Source organism: Pseudothermotoga elfii DSM 9442 = NBRC 107921, from assembly GCF_000504085.1.
In the GTDB taxonomy this organism is placed as follows: Bacteria; Thermotogota; Thermotogae; order Thermotogales; family DSM-5069; genus Pseudothermotoga_B; species Pseudothermotoga_B elfii.
On sequence record NC_022792.1, the window covers coordinates 1440313 to 1464930 of the forward strand.

24 protein-coding genes and 1 pseudogene are annotated in these 24618 nt (G+C 38.1%); 14 read left to right on the forward strand and 11 right to left on the reverse strand.

Translation table 11 applies throughout. From position 1 onward, the window contains the following. Positions 1–143 precede the first annotated feature (143 nt). Complete coding sequence (locus TEL01S_RS06980) at positions 144–1367, forward strand: MFS transporter (protein ID WP_028843913.1); 1224 nt, start codon at positions 144–146, stop codon at positions 1365–1367. On the opposite strand, the gene TEL01S_RS06985 is transcribed toward TEL01S_RS06980, so the two are convergent. From TEL01S_RS06985 to TEL01S_RS07015, 7 genes are read right to left on the reverse strand one after another with little or no spacing between them, the layout of a single operon-like run. Continuing rightward, on the reverse strand, positions 1351–2079 hold the full coding sequence (locus tag TEL01S_RS06985; protein WP_028843912.1) for a sulfite exporter TauE/SafE family protein: 729 nt from the start codon (positions 2077–2079) through the stop codon (positions 1351–1353). The genes TEL01S_RS06980 and TEL01S_RS06985 overlap by 17 nt on opposite strands. Before the next feature lie 10 nt (positions 2080–2089). Further along, positions 2090–3076, reverse strand: a complete 987-nt coding sequence (locus TEL01S_RS06990; protein WP_028843911.1) for a M42 family metallopeptidase — start codon at positions 3074–3076, stop codon at positions 2090–2092. A gap of 50 nt (positions 3077–3126) precedes the next feature. Further along, the gene (locus TEL01S_RS06995; RefSeq protein ID WP_028843910.1) at positions 3127–4656 is read right to left on the reverse strand and encodes a hypothetical protein; all 1530 of its coding nucleotides are present in this window, start codon (positions 4654–4656) and stop codon (positions 3127–3129) included. A 3-nt stretch (positions 4657–4659) separates the two neighbouring features. Next, positions 4660–5418, reverse strand: a complete 759-nt coding sequence (locus tag TEL01S_RS07000) for an ABC transporter ATP-binding protein (protein WP_038051581.1) — start codon at positions 5416–5418, stop codon at positions 4660–4662. Between the two features lie 12 nt (positions 5419–5430). After that, positions 5431–6669 carry a PhoH family protein gene (locus tag TEL01S_RS07005; protein WP_028843908.1) on the reverse strand — a complete coding sequence of 413 codons (1239 nt, stop codon included), beginning with the start codon at positions 6667–6669 and terminating at the stop codon, positions 5431–5433. After that, entirely contained in the window at positions 6663–7229 is a 567-nt protein-coding gene (locus TEL01S_RS07010; protein WP_028843907.1) for a 3'-5' exonuclease, read from the reverse strand. The genes TEL01S_RS07005 and TEL01S_RS07010 overlap by 7 nt, the downstream gene beginning before the upstream one ends. Positions 7230–7234: 5 nt before the next feature. Continuing rightward, the gene (locus tag TEL01S_RS07015) at positions 7235–8017 is read right to left on the reverse strand and encodes a mechanosensitive ion channel family protein (protein ID WP_012003408.1); all 783 of its coding nucleotides are present in this window, start codon (positions 8015–8017) and stop codon (positions 7235–7237) included. Between the two features lie 97 nt (positions 8018–8114). Here TEL01S_RS07015 and TEL01S_RS07020 point away from each other — a divergent pair, with 97 nt between their 5' ends. From TEL01S_RS07020 to TEL01S_RS07065, 10 genes are all read left to right on the forward strand, one after another. Next, positions 8115–9581 carry a sensor histidine kinase gene (locus tag TEL01S_RS07020; RefSeq protein ID WP_028843905.1) on the forward strand — a complete coding sequence of 489 codons (1467 nt, stop codon included), beginning with the start codon at positions 8115–8117 and terminating at the stop codon, positions 9579–9581. A 3-nt stretch (positions 9582–9584) separates the two neighbouring features. Next, positions 9585–10448, forward strand: coding sequence for an HDOD domain-containing protein (locus TEL01S_RS07025; RefSeq protein ID WP_012003410.1), 864 nt, complete (start codon positions 9585–9587; stop codon positions 10446–10448). Next, entirely contained in the window at positions 10449–10808 is a 360-nt protein-coding gene (rbfA, locus tag TEL01S_RS07030; protein ID WP_012003411.1) for a 30S ribosome-binding factor RbfA, read from the forward strand. Continuing rightward, complete coding sequence (truB, locus tag TEL01S_RS07035; RefSeq protein WP_012003412.1) at positions 10805–11737, forward strand: tRNA pseudouridine(55) synthase TruB; 933 nt, start codon at positions 10805–10807, stop codon at positions 11735–11737. Before rbfA ends, truB begins: the two co-directional genes overlap by 4 nt. Continuing rightward, on the forward strand, positions 11734–12477 hold the full coding sequence (locus tag TEL01S_RS07040) for an FAD synthetase family protein (RefSeq protein WP_028843903.1): 744 nt from the start codon (positions 11734–11736) through the stop codon (positions 12475–12477). The genes truB and TEL01S_RS07040 overlap by 4 nt, the downstream gene beginning before the upstream one ends. Continuing rightward, entirely contained in the window at positions 12478–14346 is a 1869-nt protein-coding gene (locus tag TEL01S_RS07045; RefSeq protein WP_028843902.1) for an ATP-binding protein, read from the forward strand. It abuts the gene before it with no gap. A gap of 10 nt (positions 14347–14356) precedes the next feature. Beyond that, on the forward strand, positions 14357–15709 hold the full coding sequence (locus tag TEL01S_RS07050; RefSeq protein WP_028843901.1) for an amidohydrolase: 1353 nt from the start codon (positions 14357–14359) through the stop codon (positions 15707–15709). A gap of 24 nt (positions 15710–15733) precedes the next feature. Further along, positions 15734–16750, forward strand: a complete 1017-nt coding sequence (locus TEL01S_RS07055; RefSeq protein ID WP_028843900.1) for an L-threonylcarbamoyladenylate synthase — start codon at positions 15734–15736, stop codon at positions 16748–16750. Positions 16751–16960: 210 nt separating this feature from the next. Beyond that, positions 16961–18301, forward strand: coding sequence for a magnesium transporter (gene mgtE, locus TEL01S_RS07060; protein WP_028843899.1), 1341 nt, complete (start codon positions 16961–16963; stop codon positions 18299–18301). A gap of 82 nt (positions 18302–18383) precedes the next feature. Next, positions 18384–18584: a cold shock domain-containing protein gene (locus TEL01S_RS07065; RefSeq protein WP_012003418.1), complete on the forward strand. Its 201-nt coding sequence runs from the start codon at positions 18384–18386 to the stop codon at positions 18582–18584. 61 nt (positions 18585–18645) lie between these two features. Here TEL01S_RS07065 and TEL01S_RS07070 read toward each other — a convergent pair whose 3' ends face one another. Continuing rightward, positions 18646–19170 carry a hypothetical protein gene (locus TEL01S_RS07070; RefSeq protein WP_012003419.1) on the reverse strand — a complete coding sequence of 175 codons (525 nt, stop codon included), beginning with the start codon at positions 19168–19170 and terminating at the stop codon, positions 18646–18648. A gap of 47 nt (positions 19171–19217) precedes the next feature. Then, on the reverse strand, positions 19218–20666 hold the full coding sequence (gene aglA, locus TEL01S_RS07075) for an alpha-glucosidase AglA (protein WP_028843898.1): 1449 nt from the start codon (positions 20664–20666) through the stop codon (positions 19218–19220). Between the two features lie 133 nt (positions 20667–20799). Between aglA and TEL01S_RS11090 the strand changes: the two genes are divergently transcribed. Continuing rightward, entirely contained in the window at positions 20800–21714 is a 915-nt protein-coding gene (locus tag TEL01S_RS11090; protein WP_070104242.1) for a cytochrome b5-like heme/steroid binding domain-containing protein, read from the forward strand. Between the two features lie 16 nt (positions 21715–21730). Then, positions 21731–22780: a magnesium/cobalt transporter CorA gene (corA, locus tag TEL01S_RS07085; RefSeq protein WP_028843897.1), complete on the forward strand. Its 1050-nt coding sequence runs from the start codon at positions 21731–21733 to the stop codon at positions 22778–22780. On the opposite strand, the gene TEL01S_RS07090 is transcribed toward corA, so the two are convergent. Further along, a complete protein-coding gene (locus TEL01S_RS07090; protein WP_028843896.1) occupies positions 22758–24098 on the reverse strand; it encodes an FAD-dependent protein in 1341 nt (446 codons plus the stop codon). The two genes, corA and TEL01S_RS07090, sit on opposite strands and share 23 nt — an antisense overlap. A gap of 54 nt (positions 24099–24152) precedes the next feature. Next, positions 24153–24368 carry a hypothetical protein gene (locus TEL01S_RS11165; RefSeq protein WP_028843895.1) on the reverse strand — a complete coding sequence of 72 codons (216 nt, stop codon included), beginning with the start codon at positions 24366–24368 and terminating at the stop codon, positions 24153–24155. Here TEL01S_RS11165 and TEL01S_RS11220 point away from each other — a divergent pair. After that, positions 24277–24573, forward strand: a pseudogene (locus tag TEL01S_RS11220) (DUF7670 domain-containing protein). The gene TEL01S_RS11165 and the pseudogene TEL01S_RS11220 overlap by 92 nt on opposite strands. Positions 24574–24618: the final 45 nt, after the last annotated feature.

Below are 24618 nucleotides of genomic sequence, written 5' to 3' on the forward strand. Positions count from 1 at the left end.
TCCCTGGCTTCTGAAAAATTGATGAGTTTCCAGGTATGAATTTTGCAAATTAATCTTTTCTGATGGAATAATCTTTAAGTATACCGTTTCTTCACGTTATTGAGCCATCATCTGTAACAGATTAGTTTTATAAATTTGTTCGTATGGCGAAATACTCTAATCCTTTCAGGGCTCTAAGAAATAAAAACTACACACTCTTCTGGATACCCCAAAGTGTTTCTTTGATGGGTACCTGGATAGATACGACGTTGCGCGGCTGGGTCGCTGTTAACTTATTTCCGGAAGATAAAGCAGCGGGTTTTATAGGACTGATTGCGTTTTTAAAAGGTTTTCCAACAGTCTTATTATCGCCAGTAAGCGGGGTACTTATAGATTGGTTTGGACCGAGAGAGGTGCTTTTTTTAACACAACTTGCCGATGCAATAAATGCAACAATAATGGCATACCTCGTAAGTAAAAATATCCTGACTCCCGTTCAGTTACTGTTGCTGAGTGTTCTTATGGGAATATCAGGTTCCTTTTATTTGCCTTCAAGGAACACTTTTATTGGAAACATAGTACCTAAGAGTCATTTACCCAATGCACTTGCACTGCATTCTATGATATTTAACGTTGCAAGAATGGTAGGACCATCTATAGCCGGATTCGTGGTGAAATACTACGGGTTGACTTTCGGCTTTATCGTGAATGCACTTTCATTCGTTCCTTTACTTGTAGTGCTTCCAACAATACCTTTAAAATATGAACACATTCCTCCATCCAAGCGAGCTTTTATAGCAGATTTAAAAGACGGCATCCAATTCACTGTTAAGAACAAAACGCTGCTGGTAACATTTGCTTCGCTTATGATATACGCCTTTTTTGGTATGCCATACAGCATGCTTATGCAGGCTTTCGCAAAAAGTGCGGTCAGAACAGATCTTGTAGGTTACGGTTTAATCATGGGGTCGATGGGGCTTGGAGCTTTTATAGGTGCTCTGGTTGCAGGAGGCATGGAACCAGAACAGGTCATATCTGTTAGGGAAGAATATCTCATACTTTTAATCGGGGTGAGTACACTTGCAACATCTATCTTTCCATCTATAGCATATATCATGTCATTTATAAATGGTGCAGCACAGACAATTTTTTTCAACATAACAAACAGTCGCACACAGTTTGTTTCTCCGGGTAATATGAGAGGGCGTACAATGTCTTTGTACGCCCTTATAAGCACTGGAGCATCGCCAACCGGTACATTCATTTTCGGCCTGATTGGAAATGTCATCGGTATCAAAAACGCTTATACAATACTTGCATTTGTGATGATTTCTTACTTTTTCTTAAGAAGGACAATTGTGAACCACAAGATCAAATCAAATAACTGATGCCACTTACAATCACAGCAGCAAAAACTATAAATCTCAACCAGTTAGCACCTTTCTTTATAGCAAATCTCGCTCCCATAGAAGCACCAAGCATACTTCCAAGCCCAAGTATCAGTCCTGCCAATGGCTCCACTTTTCCATTGAGAACAAATATCAACAAAGAAATTGGTGTGTAGGCAAGCACTATGAAGACCTTGAGAGCATTATTTCTGACCAGGTCAAACCCAAGAAGTGTCGCAGTAAAAAATATGAAGAAAAACCCAACCCCAGCCTGAATAAACCCACCATACACACCTATACAAAAGAAGACAAAAGCAGTCAGAAAAACGTTGACGCTCTTTTTTCTCTCTTCAGTCCACATCTTTGGTTTTGACAGCAAAAAAACAGCCATAATGAGTAATACTACACCAACTATCTTTTTAAGCAGATCTTTGTTTATATCAACAACTATAGCAGTACCAACAATTGATCCAATAGCAGCCGGTACTGCATATAACAAGGCTGTTTTAACAGGTAAAACTCTGTTTTTATGAAAATTTCTCACTGCCACTATATTTTGAAGAAGAATAGCTATTCTGTTTGTGCCGTTTGCTATATCTATCCCCATGCCGAGCATAGTTAAAAGCGGAAGAGTTATAAGACTGCCGCCACCTGCCACAACATTCAAAAAACCAGAAGCTATACCGGATAGAAAAATAAGAATATAAAGCACACAATCACTCCTATTTTTCAAGCAGGATTGACAAAAGCTTTGTCAGATTCTCAAAATCTTCAAGAGAAATATATTCAGCCTGAGAATGCAGATATTTAACAGCCAGTGTTACTGGTACCATCTTTGAGCCAAACTCCATTGCTGTTGATCCGTCTGTGCCTCCTCCCGTCACCCCTATTTGTACTGGAACACCGTTTGCATTTGCAAGACGAAGTATTTTTTTCACCTCGTCATAACTCGCTATAGCACTGTTATCTGCCACTCTCAAAACAGGTCCTTTTCCACACATAACCGGTCCTGTCAAAGAAGAACAGCACGCGAAAGAATCCACAGCATAACACATATCGATTCTATTTCTCGAAACAAAAGCTTTGGCGCCTTTTAGCCCTATTTCTTCCTGAACAGTCCAGACAAAATAAATCTTCTTTTTGAGACTTTTCTTTATGATGTTTTTTAAAACATAGATTAAAGCTACACAGCCAAATCTGTCATCAAGTGACCTTACTGAAAGATATCTGTTGTTCAAAACACTGACGTGCTTCTTAAAAACAGCAAAATCAAAAACCTTTATTCCCATTTCTTCTGCTTCTTCTTTGTTGTGAGCACCTACATCTATTCTCAGGTTTTCTGCTGATTGAATCCCCCCAAGATGTGGAGGAGTTATCCCTATAACGCCATCTACCACACCGGAATCTGTCACAACATTCACATGCTCCCCGAGCAAAAGTCGATCATCGAAACCACCAACTTTCCTGAATGTAAGGCATCCATCCGGCGTGATACCGGTTATCAAAAGACCTATTTCATCCATATGAGCCATGATGGCAACTGATTCATTTCCTTCTCCAAGCTCAACTACAAGATTTCCAACATTATCTACCTTGTAATTCACACCGGGAAGACGAGATATGACAAGATCCCTTATTTTTTCTTCCCTCCCGGAAATGCCAGCTGATAATGAAAACTCAATAAGCTCATCAACTAATGCCTTGTTCACGCCTATCACCTCATGATTGATTATATCAAAATAGTTCGCACAATGAACAGTTACTCAAATGATCCCCATCTATCAAAAATTTTCTTTATAAATTTTTTTATTAAACCGACTGTAAGAATGAGAGTACCTGCAGGGAGAAAAACACCCACAAGGATTGTCATCAATTGGGAACTGAACAAATCGGAAAGCGTTTTTTTAGAAAACATATACAACGAAAGTGGTAAGATCGAAGCAATGCTTAGAGCAAACGAAATCGCTTCAAGTAATATGACATCTTTTATATTGAGTATCCTTGATGGATTAGAAATCTCTACCTTACGCGCTTCTTTCATAAAAAGATAAGATCCAAAGGTAGATGCAAATACGTACAGAATAAAAACAACAAAAATGATAGCGTAGATGCTCAATGGTGTATGAAAAAATGCCTGAAAAAATGCAGTCATACCGGCAAAAATAATTGTATAGATGAGCGATGGAATAATTATTTTTGGCATAATGAGCTGAGCACTTGTCAGAGGAAGTAACCGACAAAAAGGCCAGGTTTCGAACTCTTGCTTCATAAGCAAAGCTGAATTCATTGACGTGTACATTGTACTGATAACAATGGTGATAAGCATTGGTGAAACAAACCATCTGTTTGAAAAAGCGAAAATCAATCCAAATACAACCGGATAAATTATCATAAAAATTGACTGATGATGTCTAAAAACAAGCTTGAGATCCTTCCAGTAAAATCCGTTGAGGCCGGAATACTTTTTTGATACCTTCTTTTTTTTAGCAGATATTTCCTCGAATGTAAGCATCTCAGAGACTCTCAGACAGAGAAACCAGCTGCCTGTACATAAAATGGCAAGATAGAAGGTGTAAATATATTCTCCAGAAATGGCAAGAATGGGCCAGGAAAAAATATTCATTTTACTTAGGAAAATTTGGCCAATCTTCACAAATTTCTCTAAAGACTGCTGATTAGATACCATATCCGGAAACTGAATTGCGGTGAAAAGGGCAATTAACGTCAAAATAATACCGATCACAGTAATTTTTTTTGCTGTTGATCGAGACATCCATAAACCCAGTAAAGATGCAAGTAAAACAGAAATAGACAAAAGAAAAAAGCACATTAGAAAAGCATTCAGAATGCCAAAGAGGATACTCTTCTTCATAATTAAGGAATAAATCGGCACAACAAATAAATATACGATCACAGTAAAAGATTGCAGAACAAGCGTGAGAATCATTTGATAAAAAACTATTGTAGATCTTTTGACAGGAAGCGTTAAAAGGAACTGTATTTCCTCGTTTCTGACAAAAGAGCTGACAAGACTTGGTACAAAAGATACAATGAATATTCCGCCCATCAAGATGGACCAATATGATAAAAACACCGTCGCAAGATTGTACTGACTTATCTGTATTTGCGAGGCAGATTTGAAGAAATCATAAAAAACAAAAGATATGGGAAGATAAGCAATTATGGATATGAAAAGAGAAAAAAAACTTCGAGACGATCTTTGTTTTCCAGTAAAAATACTTGAAGAACCTTTTAATCCGTATTTTAAAAGTATTATCAGCTGATTCATTATTCACAACTCCTTCACAATCGAAGCTATATCCTCACCTTCAGTCGTTAACTGCAAGAAAACATCTTCAAGAGAAGCCTGGGAACTTTTAACATATTCGCGAAGTTGAGAAAGCGTTCCTTCAACTATAAGCTTACCTTTGTGTATTATCCCAATTCTTGTACACATCTTTTCTGCTATCTCCAGTACATGTGTTGTCATGAAAACAGTGCTTCCATCAGATGTATATTTCTGTAAAAGCATCTTCAAAATTTTTGCAGATCTTGCATCAAGGCCGACAGTAGGCTCATCAAGAAACAGAATTTCTGGCTTTCTCATCAAAACACTCACAAGATAAAGTTTTTGCTTCATGCCATGAGACATATCAGAAACCGCTTTCTGAAGAAAATCTATACTAAAAGCCTCACACAGCTCTTCCACACGCTGATTCATCTTTACCTTGTCAAGTCGATAAATATCTCCAATAAAATTTATGAATTCGTACCCTTTCAAATTTGGATAGATCTTCGGTTCATCTGGAACCACACCAATTCTTTTCTTAATCTCTATCTCGTTAGATCTCATATCTATTCCAAGTATTTTTACCTCGCCAGAAGTTGGCTTCAGAGTCCCTGTGAGCATTCTTATAGTTGTGGTTTTCCCAGCGCCATTTGGCCCGAGAAAACCATAGATTTCTCCTTTCTCTACTGCCAAATTTACAGTATCAACCGCTTTCAGTTCACCGAATCTTTTTGTCAAATCAACTGTCTGTATCACAGCCATAATTTTGCCTCCTTAAAGTTTGCTTGCGGCCAGTGTGGCAAGTTCAGATCTCTCACCTTTTGTAAGAGTTATATGCGCAACAAGATGATTGCCAATTAGCCTTGAAGCAGCATAAACAAGTCCGTTGCTGTCTTTATCAAGATAAGGTGTATCTATCTGATAAGCATCTCCCAGAAGCACTATTTTTGCACCTTCGCCTACTCTTGTCAGAATAGTCTTCACCTCATGAGGAGTTAGATTTTGAGCTTCATCAACTATGATGTACTGATCTGGTATACTTCTGCCTCTTATAAAACTCAAAGCACTTATCTGCATAATATCTTTTTTGAGAAATTCTTTCAAATTCATCTGCACTCTGTCAAAGAGAAACTCAAGATTATCCATCACCGGCTCTATCCATGGCTGCAACTTCTCTTCTATAGAACCTGGCAAATATCCAATATCTTTTCCCATAGGTACCAGTGGTCTGGTAACAATTATCCGCTTGTATTTCTTATCTTTGAGAGTTTTTTCAAGTGCACATGCAAGCGCTATTAACGTTTTACCCGTTCCTGCTATACCAATAAGCGTGACAAGTTTTACCTCATCGTCGAGCAAAGCATCCATCGCAAAAAGCTGTTGTTCATTGAGTGCGTGGATGCCCCAGATACTACTCGACAGGTCAATAGATATCCTCCTGAGTGTTTTGTTTCTCACCTTAAAATAACCTGATGGACTTTTTATATATTGATTCTCCATACTATCAAATTCCTGACCTTCTCTGAGTTCTTGGTGCACTTCCACATAACCAGATGGCAGAACCGAGAGGTCCGATCTATCAGTCAAATAATCCTGAGCCGCTATACCAAGCGCTGAAGCTTTCACTCTTAAACTGATATCTTTACTCACCAGGATTGTTGGAACAGAAGAAGTTCTACCGAGTCTCAAAACGTAGCCAAGTATCCAGTTGTCAACATATTTTTCATAGAGAAAATCGGGAGTCTCTCTTTTGCCGTCAGTGATCGTCATGATACTTACTGTACCTGAATTTTTCAGTTTTATCCCTTTTGATAGATCACCCGTGAGTCTGAGTTTGTCAAGCTCTCTTATCACTTCCCTTGCTGATTTTCCGGCTGAATCAGACCTTCTTTTGAGCTTATCCAATTCCTCTATAACAGGTAAAGGCAGTATAACGTTATTGTCCTGAAAAGAATATATAGCTTGCGGATCATGAATTAAAACATTTGTGTCAAGTACATAATTTTTCACCATTCTTGACCCCTCCATGTATGAACGAGTTCTTCGATTTGTGAGCCAGCGAGTTTGCGTGTCATCTTCAAAAACAACTTAGCTGTTGTTATTGCGTCTGTTAGAGCTCTATGATTTGGTTTTTCAAAACCAAATCTCTCGGCCAACCACGAGAGTGCTTTTTTCTCACCAAAGATTATCTCGGATATTTCCCTGGTGTCTATGTAGTCAATTGAAGGTGGAAATGTTCCGATTTCTTTTGCGGAAATATCTATGAAGGTTAAATCAAACTCAGCTCTGTGAAAAATCATTATTGATCTGCGCATAAAAGATCTCATTTGTCCGAAAACCTGTTCAATGGTTGGGGCATTCTCTATATCTTCATTGGTTATCCTGTGAATTTTTTCTATTGTTGCAGGAATTCTTATCTTTGGGTTCACGAGTGTGTGATAGATAGAACGATACAGTATTCTGCCTTTGTAAACGGGTACAATAGCAACTTCAACTATCCTATCGCCGTTCATAGGGTCAATCCCTGTTGTTTCAGTATCCATAGCACAAAAAAGGCTTTCGTTCAAAATCATGACTGTCAATTTCTCCCTTCTATGTGAACATCCATCTGTGGGAAAGGAATAGATATTCCATTTTCGTCGAAAGTTCTCTTGATTCTCTGAGCCAGTGCATGCTGAGCTTCAAAATAATTTTCACGTTTTATCCAGTATAAAACCTCGAAATCTATTGATGAATCAGCAAAACCGCTGAAAACTACAAAATTACTGACTCCTTCTTTTTCCACAAGGGGTTCCTCTTCAACACATTTCTGCAGAAGTTCAAGAACTTTTGAAAGATCCGAATCGTAAGAAACCGATATTTTCATGGACAGTCTTCTAACAGGGCCAGGCCAGAAGTGTGTTATCTTGCCATTCCAGACCTGCTTATTTGGGATAAGGATCTTCTTGCCATCGAACATTCTCAATATTGTATGATTGTAGTTGATCACTTCCACAACACCACTTGTACCATCGACGTCCACAACATCTCCTTCTCTTAATTTACCGGTGAGCAGCACCAGAATGCCCGATATGAAATTCGATAGTGGTTCTTGAAAAGCGAGACCAACAACAAAACCGGTTATTCCAAACGCAGTTAAATATGGTACGAGATTTATTTTCCATATATTCAGAATTACCATCAGCGAAATAACGACGGTAAACGTAGCGAGAAAAACTCTCACCGTGTTTTTCATCCTCAATTCTTTGCCAGCTACCTCAAATGTTTTGGCTATAGACTTGTACAAAAGTCTGTAAACAAGATATGAAACCACAATAGTAATAATTGATTCCAGGATTTTAATCAACAATTCCTTCGACATAAAAACTCCTCCCTTACTTTTTCAATTGTACTACAGCGTAGTTTTTACATAAAGATTGCTATAATAAATTAAGAACAGCTCAAGAGGAGAGAGCATTATGCCACTATCAGCAAGTTCTCAAAAAATTTACACACTGATTTCAAGCTTTATAAGACAGACAAGTAATGTAAAAGATCCGGAGACCTTGCTTGCTTCACTGATTAAAATCGTTCAGAAATTTGTCAACTGCGAATTAATTGCAATACTTGACAGCGATTTCAACCTTAGGATTTCTGACGGTGGTGAGTTTGCACCGGACAATGAACTGATGGAAATGATAAAATGGTCAACCAAAACACTTTCCTTTACATCTATACCAGAAGGAAGCAAAATTGCTCTGATTTTTCCACTTGTAAAAGTGGATAGAATTCTCGGCGTGCTCATCGCTTATACACATGAAGAACCTGCTTTCGAAGTAATTGACACGATCCGCACATTTGCTTTTCTTTCTGCTACAGTGCTGGAAAATCTGGAGTTGTACCAGTCGCTCGAAAAGCAACACGAAGTTGTAGAAGAAACAATGAGATATATGCAGCAAATTTTTAACTCCTTTCCACAAATGGTTGTTGTTCTCGATTCAAATCTCAATCCCGTTTTTTCAAACCTTCAGTACGTTCATCACCAAAAAGATAGTGACCTGGTGAAAACTATAGAAAAAGTAGCCAGCACGGTATTAACTACAAAAATGCGGCAAATAATCGAAGTAGAGTTAAACGAATCTTTTTATTCAATTATTGCGGAAAATGTGGAATATGAAGATCAACCGCAGGTACTGATAACCATTACCGATGTGACAAATACCAAAGAACTTGAAAAACTCAGGGCAGCAGATAGACTAAAAACAGATTTCATAGCCACCGTTTCTCACGAATTGAGAACACCTTTGACTGCTATAAAGGCCTACACAGAAACAATTCTGGCTGATCCTGAAAGTATGGATAAAGATACTCTAACAGGCTTTTTGCAAATTGTATACAAAGAAAGCCTTCATCTGGAAAGTTTGTTGGATGAATTGCTCGATTTTGCAAAACTGGAACAAAAAGCTATGGTTCTCGAAAAAAGTAAATTTGATTTGACCGAGCTCATAATGCAGGTAATTCAATCAATGTCGGAGTTTGCCAGATCAAAAAAAGTGAAACTCCAATGTGGCAAAAGTAAGCCAATCTATATAGTTGCAGACCAGAAGAGAATTCGGCAGGTTCTGATAAACCTTATAAGCAACGGAATAAAATATAGCAAAGAAGAGGCCAGCGAAAAATACGTCAAGCTTTCAGCTGAGACTCACCAGGATTCAGTAATCATTTCAGTAGCCGACAATGGGATAGGAATAGAAAAACAACATCAAAATAAAATCTTTGAGAAGTTTTTCAGAGCAGATTCCGTTTCCGATTATCGAACAGAAGGAACAGGCCTTGGACTTGCGATAAGTAAAGAAATTGTTGAACTTCATGGGGGGCAAATCTGGTTTGAAAGCAAACCCCATGAAGGAACGGTTTTCTACGTCAAAATTCCACAGGGAGAGTAGAAAATGCATTTCGAAGACATTTTGAGCAAAATTGAAGAGCTACCGACGCCGGATCCAATTGTACAGAAAATAATATCTGTCGCGTCTGATCCAAACGCTTCCGCCAAGGAATTATCCGAGGTCATTAAACTCGATGCGAGTTTAACTGTTCGAATACTGAGACTTGTCAACTCAGCGTATTATGGCTTGCCTCGCAAAATAGTGGCTTTGAATGAAGCCATAATGATCTTGGGATTTAAAACAGTTCGAAATATCGCTCTAAGTGTTTTCACCTACAGCTCAGTCTTAAAAGGAAATAAGAAATCCTCTATAAATCACATGCAACTTTGGAAACACTTTCTTGGTGTCGCGGTTGGCTGTGAGCTTCTGGCTCAAATGACAGGCTACCCCAACAAAGAAGAACTGTTCATAGCAGGATTACTTCACGATATTGGCAAAGTTGCACTTGACTACATTTCACCCGATGCATTCAGCGCTGTTGCAAAACTGACAGAGAACTTAGGAATCTCGTTCTCACAGGCTGAAGAAAAATTAAATCTTCCAAATCACGCCATGATAAGTGGTAAAATGATAGAGCAGTGGAATCTTCCAGAGATAGTAGTTCAATCTGCCGCGGGTCACCATGTACCGAATAATTTTGCAGATTCTGTATATTCGGATGTAGTTGCCATGGTACACATATCTGATTTTTTTATCAATCTTATGAAACACGGCAATTCGTATACTTACGGAGGTTTAAAGCTATCCTCTTTTGCCTTGAATATACTTGGTATAAAACCCCGCTTTTTAACCAATTATGCAGATAAAATGAAAGATAAATTAAAGGCGGCGGAGGAATTTATGAAAATAGAACAGGAGGTGTCCTGAATGAGACCTGATTACAGAAAAGCTATGCTTGAATCTGAAATCATGAAACTTATTACTGAAGCTTTGAGAGAAGCGAAAGATCCAAAGATCTCCGGACAGATCATAACTATCTCCCGTGTAGAACTATCAAATGATAAAAGATTTGCTGATGTTTATGTCAGTGCCATGGGTGATAAAGATGAACGGGTTAAAACTGTTGAGTATTTGGACAAAATAAAAGGTTATTTCAGAACATATTTAGCCAACAACCTTGATCTGTACACGGCGCCTCAAATTAGATTCAAGGAAGATCCGGGAATTGAAGCCAGTGTGAGAATACAGGAATTGCTTAACAAGATTAAGGAGGAAGAAACTCAGTGATTCCAAATGGGATCTTGCTTGTTGACAAGCCAGAAGGAATTACTTCTCACGATGTAGTCAATGAAGTGAGAAAAAAGCTGTGTGTGAGGAAAGTCGGGCATGCAGGAACACTTGATCCGTTTGCAACAGGGCTTTTGATAATCGGTGTCGGAAATGGGACAAGAGTACTCGAATATCTGATGAACCATGAAAAAGTTTATCGGGTGAAAATGAGGCTTGGGATAATAACAGAAACCTTCGATATTACTGGCGAAATTGTTGAAAAAAGGCCTGTAAATGTCACTGAATCGCAGATTATTGAGGTTCTAAAATCCTTTACAGGAACTTATAAACAAGTTCCGCCAGCCTATTCTGCTCGAAAATATAAAGGTGAGAAACTGTACGAGCTTGCAAGAAAAGGTAAAATAATAAGATTACCACCCCGGGAAGTGACTGTATATGAAATAAAAGATATCTCTGTTGAAGGTTGCGATATTTCATTCACAGCAAAAGTCTCACCGGGTACTTACATAAGGTCTTTATGCATGGACGTTGGATATGCCCTGAATTGTGGAGCAGTAGCAGTTGAACTGAGAAGACTATCAACAGGCTCGTTCAGTGTTGATGAAGCTATAGATGTTTTCAAAATCGATGAACTGGAAATTCTAAAGCATTTGAGAAAACTATCATCAATTCTTGATTTTCCGAAAGTGATTCTTAAGAGAGAAGCTCTCGGGAAAGCTTTTAACGGAGCAAAAATTAAAGTAAGTGATATAGAAAAATTCGAAGAATTCGAAAAAAATAGTCTGGTTCAGGTGATATTTAGCAACGAACTGATATGCATAGCCAGAACCGAGAGAAAATCATCGTTTATAAGAACATTGATGAAAAAAGAAGCTGATGAAAACCTTTTGAAACCTCTGAAGGTTTTCAGGGGGAATCTTACGTGAAGAAGTCAGCTGTAACTGTTGGTGTTTTTGATGGTGTTCATCTTGGTCATCAAAGATTGCTGAAAAGAGTCCAGCAAATTTCAGAGGAATATAAAATAACAAGTACTGTCTATGTGGTTTCTTATCCATTTGATTTCTTCGACGAAAACTTTGAAGGATTAATAATGCCTATATCTTCAAGAGTAGCTGAGATTTCAAGATTTGCCCAATATATAGAAGTTCTTGATCTACTTGAAATAAAAGATATGCCGGCAGAAGATTTTTTCAAAGAATATTTATCTGATGCCGAATTTCTGGTTGTTGGAGAAGATTTCAAATTTGGCAAGAATGCAACCGGAGATATAGAACTCTTGAGAAGATTGTGCTCACAAAACGGCACCAAACTGGAGATTTTCAGTGATATAACTGATCTGAAGGGTAACAGAATAAGCAGTTCTTTACTGAGAAAACTTATACAGCACGGAGATATAGATAATGTTTCAAAGCTCTTAGGAAGAGATTATCTGCTGGAATTCGTTATAGAAAGCATAGACGAAAATTCAGATAAGATGCATTGCTATTTAAAAGCAGATGAAAAAATTGTGTTACCAAAAGAAGGTGTTTTTGAGGTTTTCGAGGAATTATTTGGAATAACTGGGCGTGTCCAGTTTGGCAAAAAAATTATATTCACTGCGCCAAAAACGCCTCTAGCAGTAGGTAGTATGATGCAATTAGCCTTCAAAAGGAGGTTGGCGAATTAAATGACAGTAGGTGTCGTGACAGGCATAAATAATTCGACCCCATATAGATTTTTTGTGCGGTTGTATCAATCACAAAATCAACCCACTCATATGGTTCAGATAGATGATGTTGTGAAAGTAGTTTTCTCTTACAAACCGTACGGAGAAATTGTTTATTATGGAATTGTTACTGAAATTAATGCAAAATGGGATTTTGGTCCTAATTCAGGCTATGAAGAAGAAATAGCTCTAAAAGGTCTTTCACCAGCATTTGTTTTTTATACAGCTACCATAACAACCACGCGCATGTTGAGAAAAGAAAAAGGCAAGCTCATTTCTGATGCACCGCAGGTACCCCCGCCACCAGGCACCGAGGTTTTCATGGCAAGTGAAGAAGAGATAGATATCGCTTTTGGATTTGACGAACTTATCAAACAACGTATGGCAGTACCTATAGGTGTTTTTAAAAATGGTAGACCTGCTTATGCTGATATCAGATATATTCTTGGCGAAAATGGTGCACATATAAACATTTCTGGACAATCTGGGGTTGCATCCAAAACTTCTTATGCGACATTTCTTGTGAAATCTTTTCTCGATACTGGTAGAAGGCTCCGTGAAGACAATGAATTGATGGGATATCTGTCTCGCTCACGATTTGTAATTTTCAATGTAAAAGGCGAGGGGCTACTTTTCTTAGATAAATGGTCAAAAGATTGGCGAAATTCTCAGCAAGACGAATCAGGAAAAGAATGGGTAAAAATGTACGAAGCAATGAAAATTAAACCTCAGCCTTTCGAAACTGTGAAATTTTACGCGCCAAGGAAATCAAAAAAGACGTTAACACCATGGTCAAACAAAAGATATGATGGTGTATTTGCATATGGTTGGGATTCTATTGACATCTTCAAAATGGGGTTATTTGAGCTGATGTTCGATCCTGAAGAGCTTGAGTCAAATCAAAACCTCCAGCTTGCTGTAACAACCGTTCAGGAATTTTTCTACGAGCGGCTTGAAGAAGCCATCAGAATGGCTATTAAATTCTGCAAAGCCAACAACTGCATCACATCATCAAACAGCGATGAAGTGATCCTCCGCACAGCTATTTCAAATGGCTTCGATATAGTTACCCAGGCAAAAATTCCCGAAGGGATAGACAACCTGATAGAAATGTTTTCTAAGGACGAAGAACTCTCCAAAAAAATTGAAGAGGAACTCAGAGGAAAAGCCACTATTTCCGCAATGATTAGAAGATTAAAATCTATAAAAAATATAGGTATGGACCTGATCTGGGCAGAAACAAACTTTTTATCTGATGAACTTGGTCTGAAAGACCAACACAGAATTGATTGGGATAAACCAGGTCAGGTCACAGTAATAGATATTTCAAAATTAAGACCAAGAATTCAATCTTTTGTTGTGGGCGCTGTACTTGTTGAAATTATGAGATCGCGAGAAGAAAAAACAGACCAAGATCCTGTTTTTATATTTCTCGATGAACTCAACAAATATGCCCCGCGGCATGGGGGCGGACCTCTTGGAAATATCTTCAGAGATATAGCAGAGCGCGGCAGATCATTCCGCGTGATACTTATAGGCGCAGAACAGACGGCTTCTGAAGTAGATTACAGAATAATAACTCAGTCCTCAACCACAGTAGTTGGGAGGCAAAAAGGAGCAGAACTGGAAAAACCGGAATATTCTCATCTAACAACTGAGCAAAAACAAAGAGCATCCCTTTTACAACAAGGCGAAGTTATAGTCGATCAGCCTTTTATGCGAATCCCTATAACTGTTCGTTTTCCATTGCCAGCATGGTGCACAAGGGAAGATGGCTTCTACGAGCTGGATAAGGAAAAACTCGAACAAATAGAGAAAAAACTCTTTTGAAGGTGAGAAAATGATCTTTCGAAACTGTGCTGTCTACAGAAACGGTAATTTTGAAAAAAGTGATCTATTTGTTGAAAATGGTATCTTCACCGATAGCTCATCTGGACCTGTTATAGATCTTTCAGGAATGTATGTCATGCCCGGTTTCGTGGATTCTCATGCGCACATTCTGGGTGTTGGTCAAAAATGTGAACATCTAAATCTTGAAAAAATCTGCTCCCAGGAAGAATTGTTCCAATTGTTGATAAAACAAGACAAAAAAATAATTCTTGGCAGAGGCTGGAGTGAACAAACTCTCGGAGGTTATCCAGATAAAAAGATGCTTGATAAAATTCAAAAACCAGTTGTTCTAACACGAAAGTGTGGGCATGTGGCTGTTTTGAATCAATCTGCTATGAATCTGATCAATATGTATAAAGAAGATGGAATTTTCAAAGAGGACGAACTGGAAAAAATCAGAGGACGCTTGAACAACGAAGATGCCGAAAGGCTTTTTAAAATTGGCGAGGAAGAGTTCTTAAAACACGGAGTCACATTTGTTCACTCGGACGACCTTCATGGCTTGAGCTGGGACGAACTGAAAAGAATTCTCAAAAAATCAAGGATCAGAATTTTTGAAAAACTTCATTTTTCCAGAATAGAAGATTTAGAACGATTCAACGAATTCGGAGTTTTGACAGAAAGAGTTTATGTAAAAGGCGTGAAAATATTCGCAGATGGATCTCTTGGCGGTAAAACCGCATATCTCAGCAAACCTTATGCGGATGAGAAATCCTACAGAGGCATGTGTTTGGCAAACTCACAGCAAATAGAGAGATTTGCTGAAATATGCAGCAGAAAAAAAGTTCAGTTATGTATACATGCGATAGGCGATGCTGCAGTCCATGAAGTGGCAATGGCACTCAAAAATTATCCGAAAAACAGACTTATACATGCTCAGCTAATAGATGAAAAAGACCTAAAATATTTAAAAGACACCTATTTTTGTGTGCAACCACATTTTGCATTTGAAGATCAGGAATTAATATCACGAAGAATATCTAAGGAATTTTATGGATTGAAGTACGATTTCTTGAAATTATTCAAAGAAGGATACAGGGTAACCTTTTCGACTGACGCACCTGTTTCACCACATGACCCCAAATATGTAATTGAATCAGCTCTAAGGATGGGATTTCACCTCATGGATGCAATAAATTTGTACACATATGCTTCTTCAGAAACAACTGGTCTGAGGAATATTGGCAAAATAGAAATAGGTTATGCAGCTGATTTTGCAATTTACGAAAAAAATCCATTGAAACTGGAAGATGATCCGATAGCCGTGTACGTTCATGGAGAACAAATATGGCAAAAAGCTTGAAAAACTGTATTTGGAGGAGCCAAAATGACCACATTGATAAAAGTAGATCCACTCAATCCAAACGAAGGTATATTGAGAAAAGCGGCACAGACGATAAAAGAAGGCGGTGTCGTCGCATTTCCTACTGAAACAGTCTATGGACTTGGCGCAGATTGTTTTAACATCAGTGCCGTATTAAAAATCTTTCAAATAAAAAACAGGCCCGCAGACAATCCTCTGATAATTCACATATACGACAAAAAACAACTTGAAGAGCTGGTAGAAGGAGATATAGAGCAAAATTCGTATGTAATGGATGTCTTTTGGCCTGGACCGGTAACATTCATCTTCAGAAAAAAAGCGAATGTACCGAGAGAAGTAACTGGTGGGCTTGAAACTGTTGCCATCAGAATGCCAAGTCATCCAGTCGCACAGGTTTTTTTAAGGCTTTCCGGTACACCAGTAGCAGCTCCAAGCGCGAACCTCTCTGGAAAACCAAGCCCAACAAGAGCCGAGCACGTGATAGCTGACCTGTACGGCTCGGTTGATGTAATAATAGACGGTGGTGAAACGCCGCTTGGTTTGGAATCAACTATCGTCGATCTTTCAAGGGACTATCCTGTCCTGTTAAGGCCGGGACCTGCAACAATTGAGGAAATAAAGAAGATAGTACCTAATCTTTATATCCCGGATTTTCTTCTGAAAAAAGAGAATGAACCAGTTAAACCTCTTGCACCTGGCATGGCCTACAGGCATTATGCACCGGATAAACCTCTTATCCTTGTAATCAACGAGAAAAAACTCGATGAAGTTTTGAGCAAACACCCAGATTCACCAATCATCTGTCCTGAAGAAATGTCAGATAGATTCTATGGGCGCAAAACAATAATAATGGGAAAATTAAGAGAGCCATTCACGATAGCTCAAAATTTATTTCATGTGCTTCGCGAAGTAGATTCTCTAAATGCAGAATCGGTCATAGTGATTGGCTTAGAACCTCAGGGCATACTCTTTTCTGTTATGAATCGCTTGAAAAAAGCGGCGAGCGAGGTTATTGATTAATAACACTTACGTTTTCAAAACCCCTGACTCTCAAATGCCTTGAATTAATTTTGTAACTTTCGAGTGTTCATATCTTTAAAAACCATGTGAACTAACAGAAGTTTCAAAGCGTAAAATATCTGTGTAGATCATTATTAGGAGGTGAATTGTCTTGGAAAGCACCAGTAGTTCTTTTAGTTTACCACCGTAAATTTTTAAGGAGGTGAATTGATGAAAGTAAAAGTCCAGGTTGATATCAAGAAACTTATTGAAAACGGTGATTTCAGGACTTTGAAAACCATTCTTTCTCAACAGGAACCCGCCGAAATCCTTGAATTGATTGAAGAGCTCCCGGCAGATGAAAAAATAATTGTTTTTAGATTCTTGTCCAAAGACCAGGCAGCCGTGGTATTCAGTGAACTTGAAACAGATGACCAAATGGAACTCATAGAGCTCTTTAAAGAAGAAAGATTAAGTGAAATTATTTCTTCTATGGACCCGGATGACAGAGCAGAATTGCTCGAAGAAATGCCTGCGAATGTTGTGAATAAGCTTCTTTCCTTTCTGACCCCGGAAGAAAGAAAATTAACCTTATCCTTGCTGAATTATCCTGAAAACTCGGCTGGACGTTTAACTACTCCCAAATGCCTTGAATTAAACCCGAATATGACAGTCAGCGAAGCTCTGGAGAAAATTAGAAAAGAAGGTAAAGACAAAGAAACTGTTCATCTGATGCCTGTAATAGATAAATCGAGAATACTGCTTGGTACTGTTGAATTGCAGGACCTGATTTTTTCAGAACCAGATTTATACGTGGAACAAACAATGGATTCCGAACCAGTTTTTGTTTATGCAACAACAGACCAGGAAGAAGTAGCCCAGATAATGAAAAAATACGATTTGATAGCAATCCCTGTTGTGGATAGTGAACAGAGGCTCATAGGGATAATTACTATAGATGATATTGTAGATGTTATCGATGAAGAAGCCACAGAAGACATTCAAAAAATGAGCTCAATCGTGACAACTGAACAACCATATTTACACCTTAGTGGCTGGAAGCTCATTTTCAAAAGATTACCATGGCTTATAGCTTTACTTTTGATGGAGAGCATAAATGGTAATGTAATAGCAAAATTTGAGCACTTTCTTGCTTCTCTACCTATAGTTGCTGCTTTTATGCCTACAATGATGGACACGGGCGGGAACATAGGTTCTCAGATATCTGCACTTGTAATAAGAGGCATGGCGCTTGGAGACATCAAACTTAAAGATTGGTGGAAGGTTCTTCTCAGAGAAACAGCTATAGGACTCGTTCTTGGTGCCATACTTGGAATAGTCTTATTCTTCAGATCCATGATGATAAGTCAAGCCCTTGAAATAGGATTAGCAGTTTCAGTAGCACTTATGGTGGTTGTAATCTTTGCAAATGCTCTTGGGGCGGCTTTGCCATTCCTCGCCCGTCTGATTAAAATAGATCCTGCGATAATGGCAGGCCCTTTGTTGACAACTATAGTCGATGTTTCTGGAATAATTATGTATTTTATGATAGTTCAGTGGATACTTCGGTAGATTTTGACTTTTTTCTTCCAAAAGCGTATAATTTTTTAAGCCCGTGAAGGGTTACTTCGTTTTTACGAGGAGGAGTAGCATCATGAAAGGTACTGTAAAATGGTTTGACCCCAAGAAAGGGTATGGTTTCATTACAAAGCAGGAGGGTGGAGACGTCTTTGTTCACTGGTCAGCACTGGAAATGGACGGTTTTAAGACCCTCAAGGAAGGTCAGGAAGTTGAGTTTGAGATTCAAGATGGTCCTAAAGGTCCCCAGGCAGCCCATGTGAAAGTTGTTGGGTAAGCTTAGTTTTCATAAACCTGACCACAATAAAGCCCCGCTTTAAGCGGGGCTTTCAATATTTTTAAAACCTGATGCTTATACTGGCTCCAACAGGTATCGCTGTACAGTTGTTTGAACCGTAGGTTCTCATCTCTATACCAGCGCCGGCTCCAATCGAGAAATCAACCATATCATACGTGTAAGCTGCGCCAATACCAACCAGATAACCAAAGTTATTGAAATCGGTTATACCTGGTATCGATAATCCACCATAGCCCTTGATTACAACAGATGAAAAGTCGTCGATCGGTAAGATATACTTTGCACCAACAATCAAATCAAGTGCATACTGCGTGTTCACACCGAGCAAAGCCGAGGCTGATGTTGCGTCAGGCAAAAAATAAGCAAGTCCTGCCCCTCCACCTATTTCTACGCCTTCGGACACTTCATAAGTTATAAGAGCACCAAAAGAAACGTAACTTGTACTGGTTGCTTCAACTGGGGTTGCGGCGATCAGGAAATTATAATTACCATAGACATCAAGATTCACCTGAGCCATCGCAACCACTGCAACCAAAGCGGCCAAGAGCACAAGCAGCTTTTTCATTCAAATTCCTCCCTTCAAAATCACAAAAAGTTCTAAAACTAAGTATATCACAATCTCTTTTTCTTGCTATAGTGATTTCTCATCGGTTCGTTTTCAGGTAAAGAAAGGATCTCTTCTATAACTTCCACTGCCTGCTCGTAAGATTGTGTTCTGACATCTCTTAAAAGAATTTCTACAAGAATCTCTTTATCACCATTCATAATAGCTTCAAGCGCCCATTCCATCCTGAGCATCCTTGGTATCAAATACATTTTTACAACCTTTTCATTCAATGGAGGATCTATTTTTTCCACATGCCAGCCACTTTTATTAACCAATGCGGGTACTTCCACAACAACTCCGTCAGGTATCTGAGATAGATAACCTTTATTCGGAATATTTATAACAAACCTCTGAGCGTTGTTATTCACCACTGCGTCAATAAAAGGTATATGCTGCTCGCCACTCAGAGCGTCTTTTGATGTAAAAATCTTGATTTCTTCTTTCAATTCTTCGGGTACAGAGCCTTTCGGCAAAAATTTCAAATATGATTCCAAAGACAAAAGCTTCAAAGCGTTGTTGGAAGATAGATAATCTATCGCCTCGGTTATCATTTTCAATCTTTCCTGATACCATTGCCATCCTATCTCTGAATCAGCTCCGCCCCACGGTTCTCCATACCATTTTTTCTTCAATTGAAGATCGTAATTATATTTCCACGTACTGTTTCTGACAGTATCTCCTATGGGCATCAAACCATAAAATCTGTACATATCAATTGCAGCAGGACTTAATTGAAGATCAAACGGTGTTTTTGGCTTCCAGTCTTTTGAGTTTTCTTCGATCCATTTGTCAATTAGATCATATCCATTTTCACCATCGTACGAAAATCTGTTGAGCCAGATAGCATGATTAAAACCCACTACTTGCCAGTCAACTCTTTTGATGTCAAGTCCAAGTGCCTCAACTATTTCATGAACTCCATAATGGCCATGACAGAAGCCAACTACTTTAATATCAGAGCAGCGCTTGATTAAATTGGTTCCCTCAAAAACGGGATTTGCAGTTTGCAAAAGCCAGGCATTCGGGCATATATTTTCCATCAACTTTGCCAGATCGACAAAAAACTTAAGCTGGTTAAAATTGCTCAGGGTGTAATAATCTGAAACCATGTTTAATTCCTGCGTGTCTATACCTCTGTAATACCCGTGCTTTTCACCTATTCTGCGCGCTTTTTCGAGATAAGAATGTCCCCCTACCATAGCCGTATTTATCACAAAATCTGCATCTCTAAGTGAAACCTCGAGCTGCGTGGTTTTCTCAAATCTCAAATCAGCCCCAAGCTCTTTTACATATCTTGTTGCCAGATTATGAACTGCGTTAAGCCGCTTTTCGTCGATATCCATTAGAGAAACAAGACTTCCTGCTAATCCAGAAATTTTACAGAGGTCGTTAACAAGCCTCATAGAAAAAACCGCACTTCCTGCCCCGATAATACTGATTTTCACAGGTGCCATTTTCTTGCCTCCTCCCAGATCAAATCAAAAATATTTTATCATCCTCTGATCAGGAAATACAGAAGTAAAAATGACAAATGTGTTCTTTGCAAATGAAAAAATAATATGATATCATTTTTCAGGAGGTGTAACAATGAAAAAACTACTTTTGTTAGCTCTCACTGTGATTTCTGCTATTTCCCTCAGTTTTGATTTAAAAACTTTTAACATTCGTGAGTTTGATGGAAAATTGCCTTTAATAAGTCTTGAAACCTTTATGAAGAACAAAAATTATACATCAGTAGAAGGTATTGTTTATGAAATGCCTTCCGAAGAAAAATTTAGAACAAAAGCCGACGTCGATCAGAATCTGCTTTCGAAAGAAAAAATTGCAGGCATTCTTGTGATCACAATTGACGAGCTTGCTCTTTACAATGGAAAGAAAAATACTGCTCTGGTAGCTGTTAACGGAGTTGTTTACGATGTATCTTCTTCCAAATTATGGCGAGATGGATCTCACAGAAATATGCACAGCGCTGGTCAGGAGTTAACATACGAGATCTTGAAATTATCTCCTCATGGACCTGTAAAACTTGATCAAATGAGGCCATTTGGAATACTTGTTTTCACTTATACTCAACTTGGTAAATATGGGAAAGATGGTACGAAAAATTATGTTTCTGCCTTTGGTGTTGTGTATGATATGGCTGATTCTAAAACTGTACAAAAAGGTGTTCATTTCGGTTATCCTATGGGCAGCGAGTTGACATTTGAAATTTTGCAAAGACCCGGGCATGAAGATATGTTAAATCGTATTTACCCGGTAGGGTTGCTTGTTTTCAGCAGGGAAGATTTGAAGCACTTTAACGGAACAAAAGTGAAAGTCATATCAAAAGATTTAATGAAATCTTTCGTGGGGATAAACGGCATAGTTTATGATGTTACTGAAATTGATGAATGGCAGCAGAAAATCGGGGTTGATTCAAATTACAGAACCGGGATGTTTTATACAATATCGGATTTTTCTCCTGAGGAAGAATTAACCAGAGTCGGATTTGTTATCCAATAAATTGGAGATGTTAAATATGACGCCAAAAAATTATGCAAAAAAACTTGGTTTGCCACCAGGGACACTCATATATACTGGAAAAGAAAAGAATCATTTTGAAATCTCAATTCTTGATTATGATGAAAATAATTTCAGAGAAATTCAGGAAACTGATGTAGAGGCATCCTTTTCATTTAAAGATTCTCCTACAGTAAGCTGGATAAATATCACTGGCTTGCATAATACGGAAACAATACAGAAAATAGGCAAATACTACAGTATACATCCTCTGAGTCTGGAAGATATTCTAAATATTCATCAAAGGCCTAAAATCGAGCACTTTGATACATACAATTTTATCGTTTTAAAAATGTTGACTTACAATCAGGAATCCTGTGAGATTGAATCGGAGCAGGTCAGCATAGTTTTTGGAAAGAATTACGTTCTTACTTTTCAGGAAAAATCTGGCGATGTATTTGATTCTTTGAGAAGCAGGATAAAAGCAGCCAATGGTATTATAAGAAAAAGCGGCAGTGAATACCTCGTATATGCGATTATAGATGCTATAGTTGATCACTATTTCTTGATTCTTGAGCATCTGGATGAAAATCTGGAAGAACTCGAATCAGAGGTTGTATCAAAACCATCTTTGGAAACTGTTCAAAAAATAAACCAGTTGAAAAAGAACCTCATAACGATGAGAAAATCGATCTGGCCATTGAGAGAACTGCTGGCAAAACTTCTCAGAAGTGAATTTGTGCTGGAAAGTTCTGTCATCTACTTTAGAGATGTTTATGATCACACTGTGCAAATTATCGACATTATTGAAAGTTTAAGAGATATATCGTCTGGAATATTAGATGTTTATCTATCAAGTGTAAGTAACAAAACAAATGAAATTATGAAAACTTTAACTATCATAGCAACCATTTTCATACCACTGACTTTCATTGTGGGCATATATGGAATGAATTTTGCCCATATGCCTGAGCTTGAATGGGAATTTGGATATCCATTCGTTCTTTTCTTGATGGCAGGCATGGTTATAACAATGATATTTTATTTCAAGAAAAAGAAGTGGTTTTAGAGCATGCATGCATATATCCCATGGATGTTGCATATTGTATAGACCTGGTCCAGCCAGAACAATCTCCTATTACGTGAAGATTCTCAACTATATTGTTGTTGAACTTGTTCGAATAAAATTTCACCTCAACAGCATATAGAAGATTATCAAAATAGGAAACGCCATCAATAACTCTGTTGAGGTTCTCGATAAAATCTATTATAGATTCTCTTATCTTCGATGGAAAAACAAGGTTTGCATCTCCAAGAATAAAGCTATTTTCATCAAGAGTGGGGTACACTCTGGAGAGTCTTTTTGTTCTTCTGTGTTCTTTAAAATCGCCATAGGTTTGAAGTAAGACTTTTCTATCATCTCCGGCGAGTATGTTTGCAAGCTTTGCGAGATTCTTCCCATATCCGGTTGGATCTTTAAACGGTTCTGTGAACCTGGTTGTCACCAGAACCGCGAAATTAGTGTTTTCCGTTTTCTGGTAAGTGTCTGAAAAGCCATTTACAGTGGTAAAATCTTCATACTTCTCGAGAGTAACCCTACCCGATGGATTCTGACAAAATAACCTGCACATGTATCCTGTCCTTGTTTTATACCTGACTTTAACTTCATACATATCCGAATACCTTTCCATTACATGATCCGGCAACTCATATCTCACACCTATATCAACATAATAATTTTCACTCACGAGATCGGGATATTGCTTTTTTATACGTTCCATTAAACTATGTCCACTTCTTCCAACAGCTATTACAAGTTCATCAAAAAAGTATTCCCCATGGTTTGTCATAACCTTGAACGGTGAGCTAATTTGAACATCCTGAACGATTGTGTTGAAAGAAAAATCTATGTTTTTGAACGATGAAAAATAACTGTATATACTTGTATTTGTCTGTTTTAGTACATCTGTACCCAGATGAAAGAAATAGGCTTTTACTGGTTCAAACCCATAATGGTAGAAATTTCGATACACCTCTTCATTTGAAAACGACTCGCCAAATTCGATTTTTTTCCCATCTTTCTCAAAAGAACGGAGGTACTGGATTATATTTCTTCTATCGTTCATAGAGGGTTTAAACCCTGAATGCAAAAGATAGAATTCCACTATCTTTGCTTGAATATCCGCCGGAATGTGTAGATCCCCTCCCATATTTCTTGAGATAAATATTTTTCCGTCCATTCTAACACCAGAAATGGTGTTATGCATATGATCTCTGCCTCTTTCAAAAATTGTTATCCCGTATTTATCGATTTTTCCACTATCGATTAATCCTTGAACGAAACCTATAGCACTCGCGCCAAAACCAATTATGCCTATAGTTTTCAATTTAAACACCTCCCGATTCCAAACAAACGTTATGATATCAGATCTTTTTTTCATCTAAAAGATGGTTATATCAAAAATTGCATCAATGCTCAAGAGTATAATGAATTTAGAGGTGGTTGAAATGAACAAAAACAGGCTTCTATTTTGGATACCGAGAGTTCTATGTATTGCATATATTCTGTTTATAAGCCTATTTGCTTTTGACGCATTCAGCGAAAAAGTTACCGTATCAGAATCGATTCTGGCATTCCTGATCCATCTTATACCCACCGCGATCCTGCTCGTTGCACTGATCATCTCATGGAAATGAGAGTGGATAGGGGGTATTTTGTTTATAATTTTTCCTGCAATTTACCTGACTGTTGCCCGCGGGCAATCATTCCTCACTTACCTGATCATATGTACTCCATTAGTTTTAATCAGTGTGCTGTTCTTTGTTAGCTGGTTTTTACAGAACAAAAAATATCGAAAATAAGATAAACAGTTCACGAAAAGCAAAGGCAGCATACTCGAGCATACG

Bases quoted from the DNA above. Each gene is read 5' to 3' on its own strand.
- TEL01S_RS06980 (WP_028843913.1), top strand. From the start codon at position 144: ATGGCGAAATACTCTAATCCTTTCAGGGCTCTAAGAAATAAAAACTAC.
- TEL01S_RS06995 (WP_028843910.1), bottom strand. From the start codon at position 4,656: ATGAATCAGCTGATAATACTTTTAAAATACGGATTAAAAGGTTCTTCA.
- TEL01S_RS07000 (WP_038051581.1), bottom strand. From the start codon at position 5,418: ATGGCTGTGATACAGACAGTTGATTTGACAAAAAGATTCGGTGAACTG.
- TEL01S_RS07005 (WP_028843908.1), bottom strand. From the start codon at position 6,669: ATGGTGAAAAATTATGTACTTGACACAAATGTTTTAATTCATGATCCG.
- TEL01S_RS07010 (WP_028843907.1), bottom strand. From the start codon at position 7,229: ATGATTTTGAACGAAAGCCTTTTTTGTGCTATGGATACTGAAACAACA.
- TEL01S_RS07015 (WP_012003408.1), bottom strand. From the start codon at position 8,017: ATGTCGAAGGAATTGTTGATTAAAATCCTGGAATCAATTATTACTATT.
- TEL01S_RS07020 (WP_028843905.1), top strand. From the start codon at position 8,115: ATGCCACTATCAGCAAGTTCTCAAAAAATTTACACACTGATTTCAAGC.
- TEL01S_RS07025 (WP_012003410.1), top strand. From the start codon at position 9,585: ATGCATTTCGAAGACATTTTGAGCAAAATTGAAGAGCTACCGACGCCG.
- rbfA (WP_012003411.1), top strand. From the start codon at position 10,449: ATGAGACCTGATTACAGAAAAGCTATGCTTGAATCTGAAATCATGAAA.
- TEL01S_RS07045 (WP_028843902.1), top strand. From the start codon at position 12,478: ATGACAGTAGGTGTCGTGACAGGCATAAATAATTCGACCCCATATAGA.
- TEL01S_RS07050 (WP_028843901.1), top strand. From the start codon at position 14,357: ATGATCTTTCGAAACTGTGCTGTCTACAGAAACGGTAATTTTGAAAAA.
- TEL01S_RS07055 (WP_028843900.1), top strand. From the start codon at position 15,734: ATGACCACATTGATAAAAGTAGATCCACTCAATCCAAACGAAGGTATA.
- mgtE (WP_028843899.1), top strand. From the start codon at position 16,961: ATGAAAGTAAAAGTCCAGGTTGATATCAAGAAACTTATTGAAAACGGT.
- TEL01S_RS07065 (WP_012003418.1), top strand. From the start codon at position 18,384: ATGAAAGGTACTGTAAAATGGTTTGACCCCAAGAAAGGGTATGGTTTC.
- TEL01S_RS07070 (WP_012003419.1), bottom strand. From the start codon at position 19,170: ATGAAAAAGCTGCTTGTGCTCTTGGCCGCTTTGGTTGCAGTGGTTGCG.
- aglA (WP_028843898.1), bottom strand. From the start codon at position 20,666: ATGGCACCTGTGAAAATCAGTATTATCGGGGCAGGAAGTGCGGTTTTT.
- TEL01S_RS11090 (WP_070104242.1), top strand. From the start codon at position 20,800: ATGAAAAAACTACTTTTGTTAGCTCTCACTGTGATTTCTGCTATTTCC.
- corA (WP_028843897.1), top strand. From the start codon at position 21,731: ATGACGCCAAAAAATTATGCAAAAAAACTTGGTTTGCCACCAGGGACA.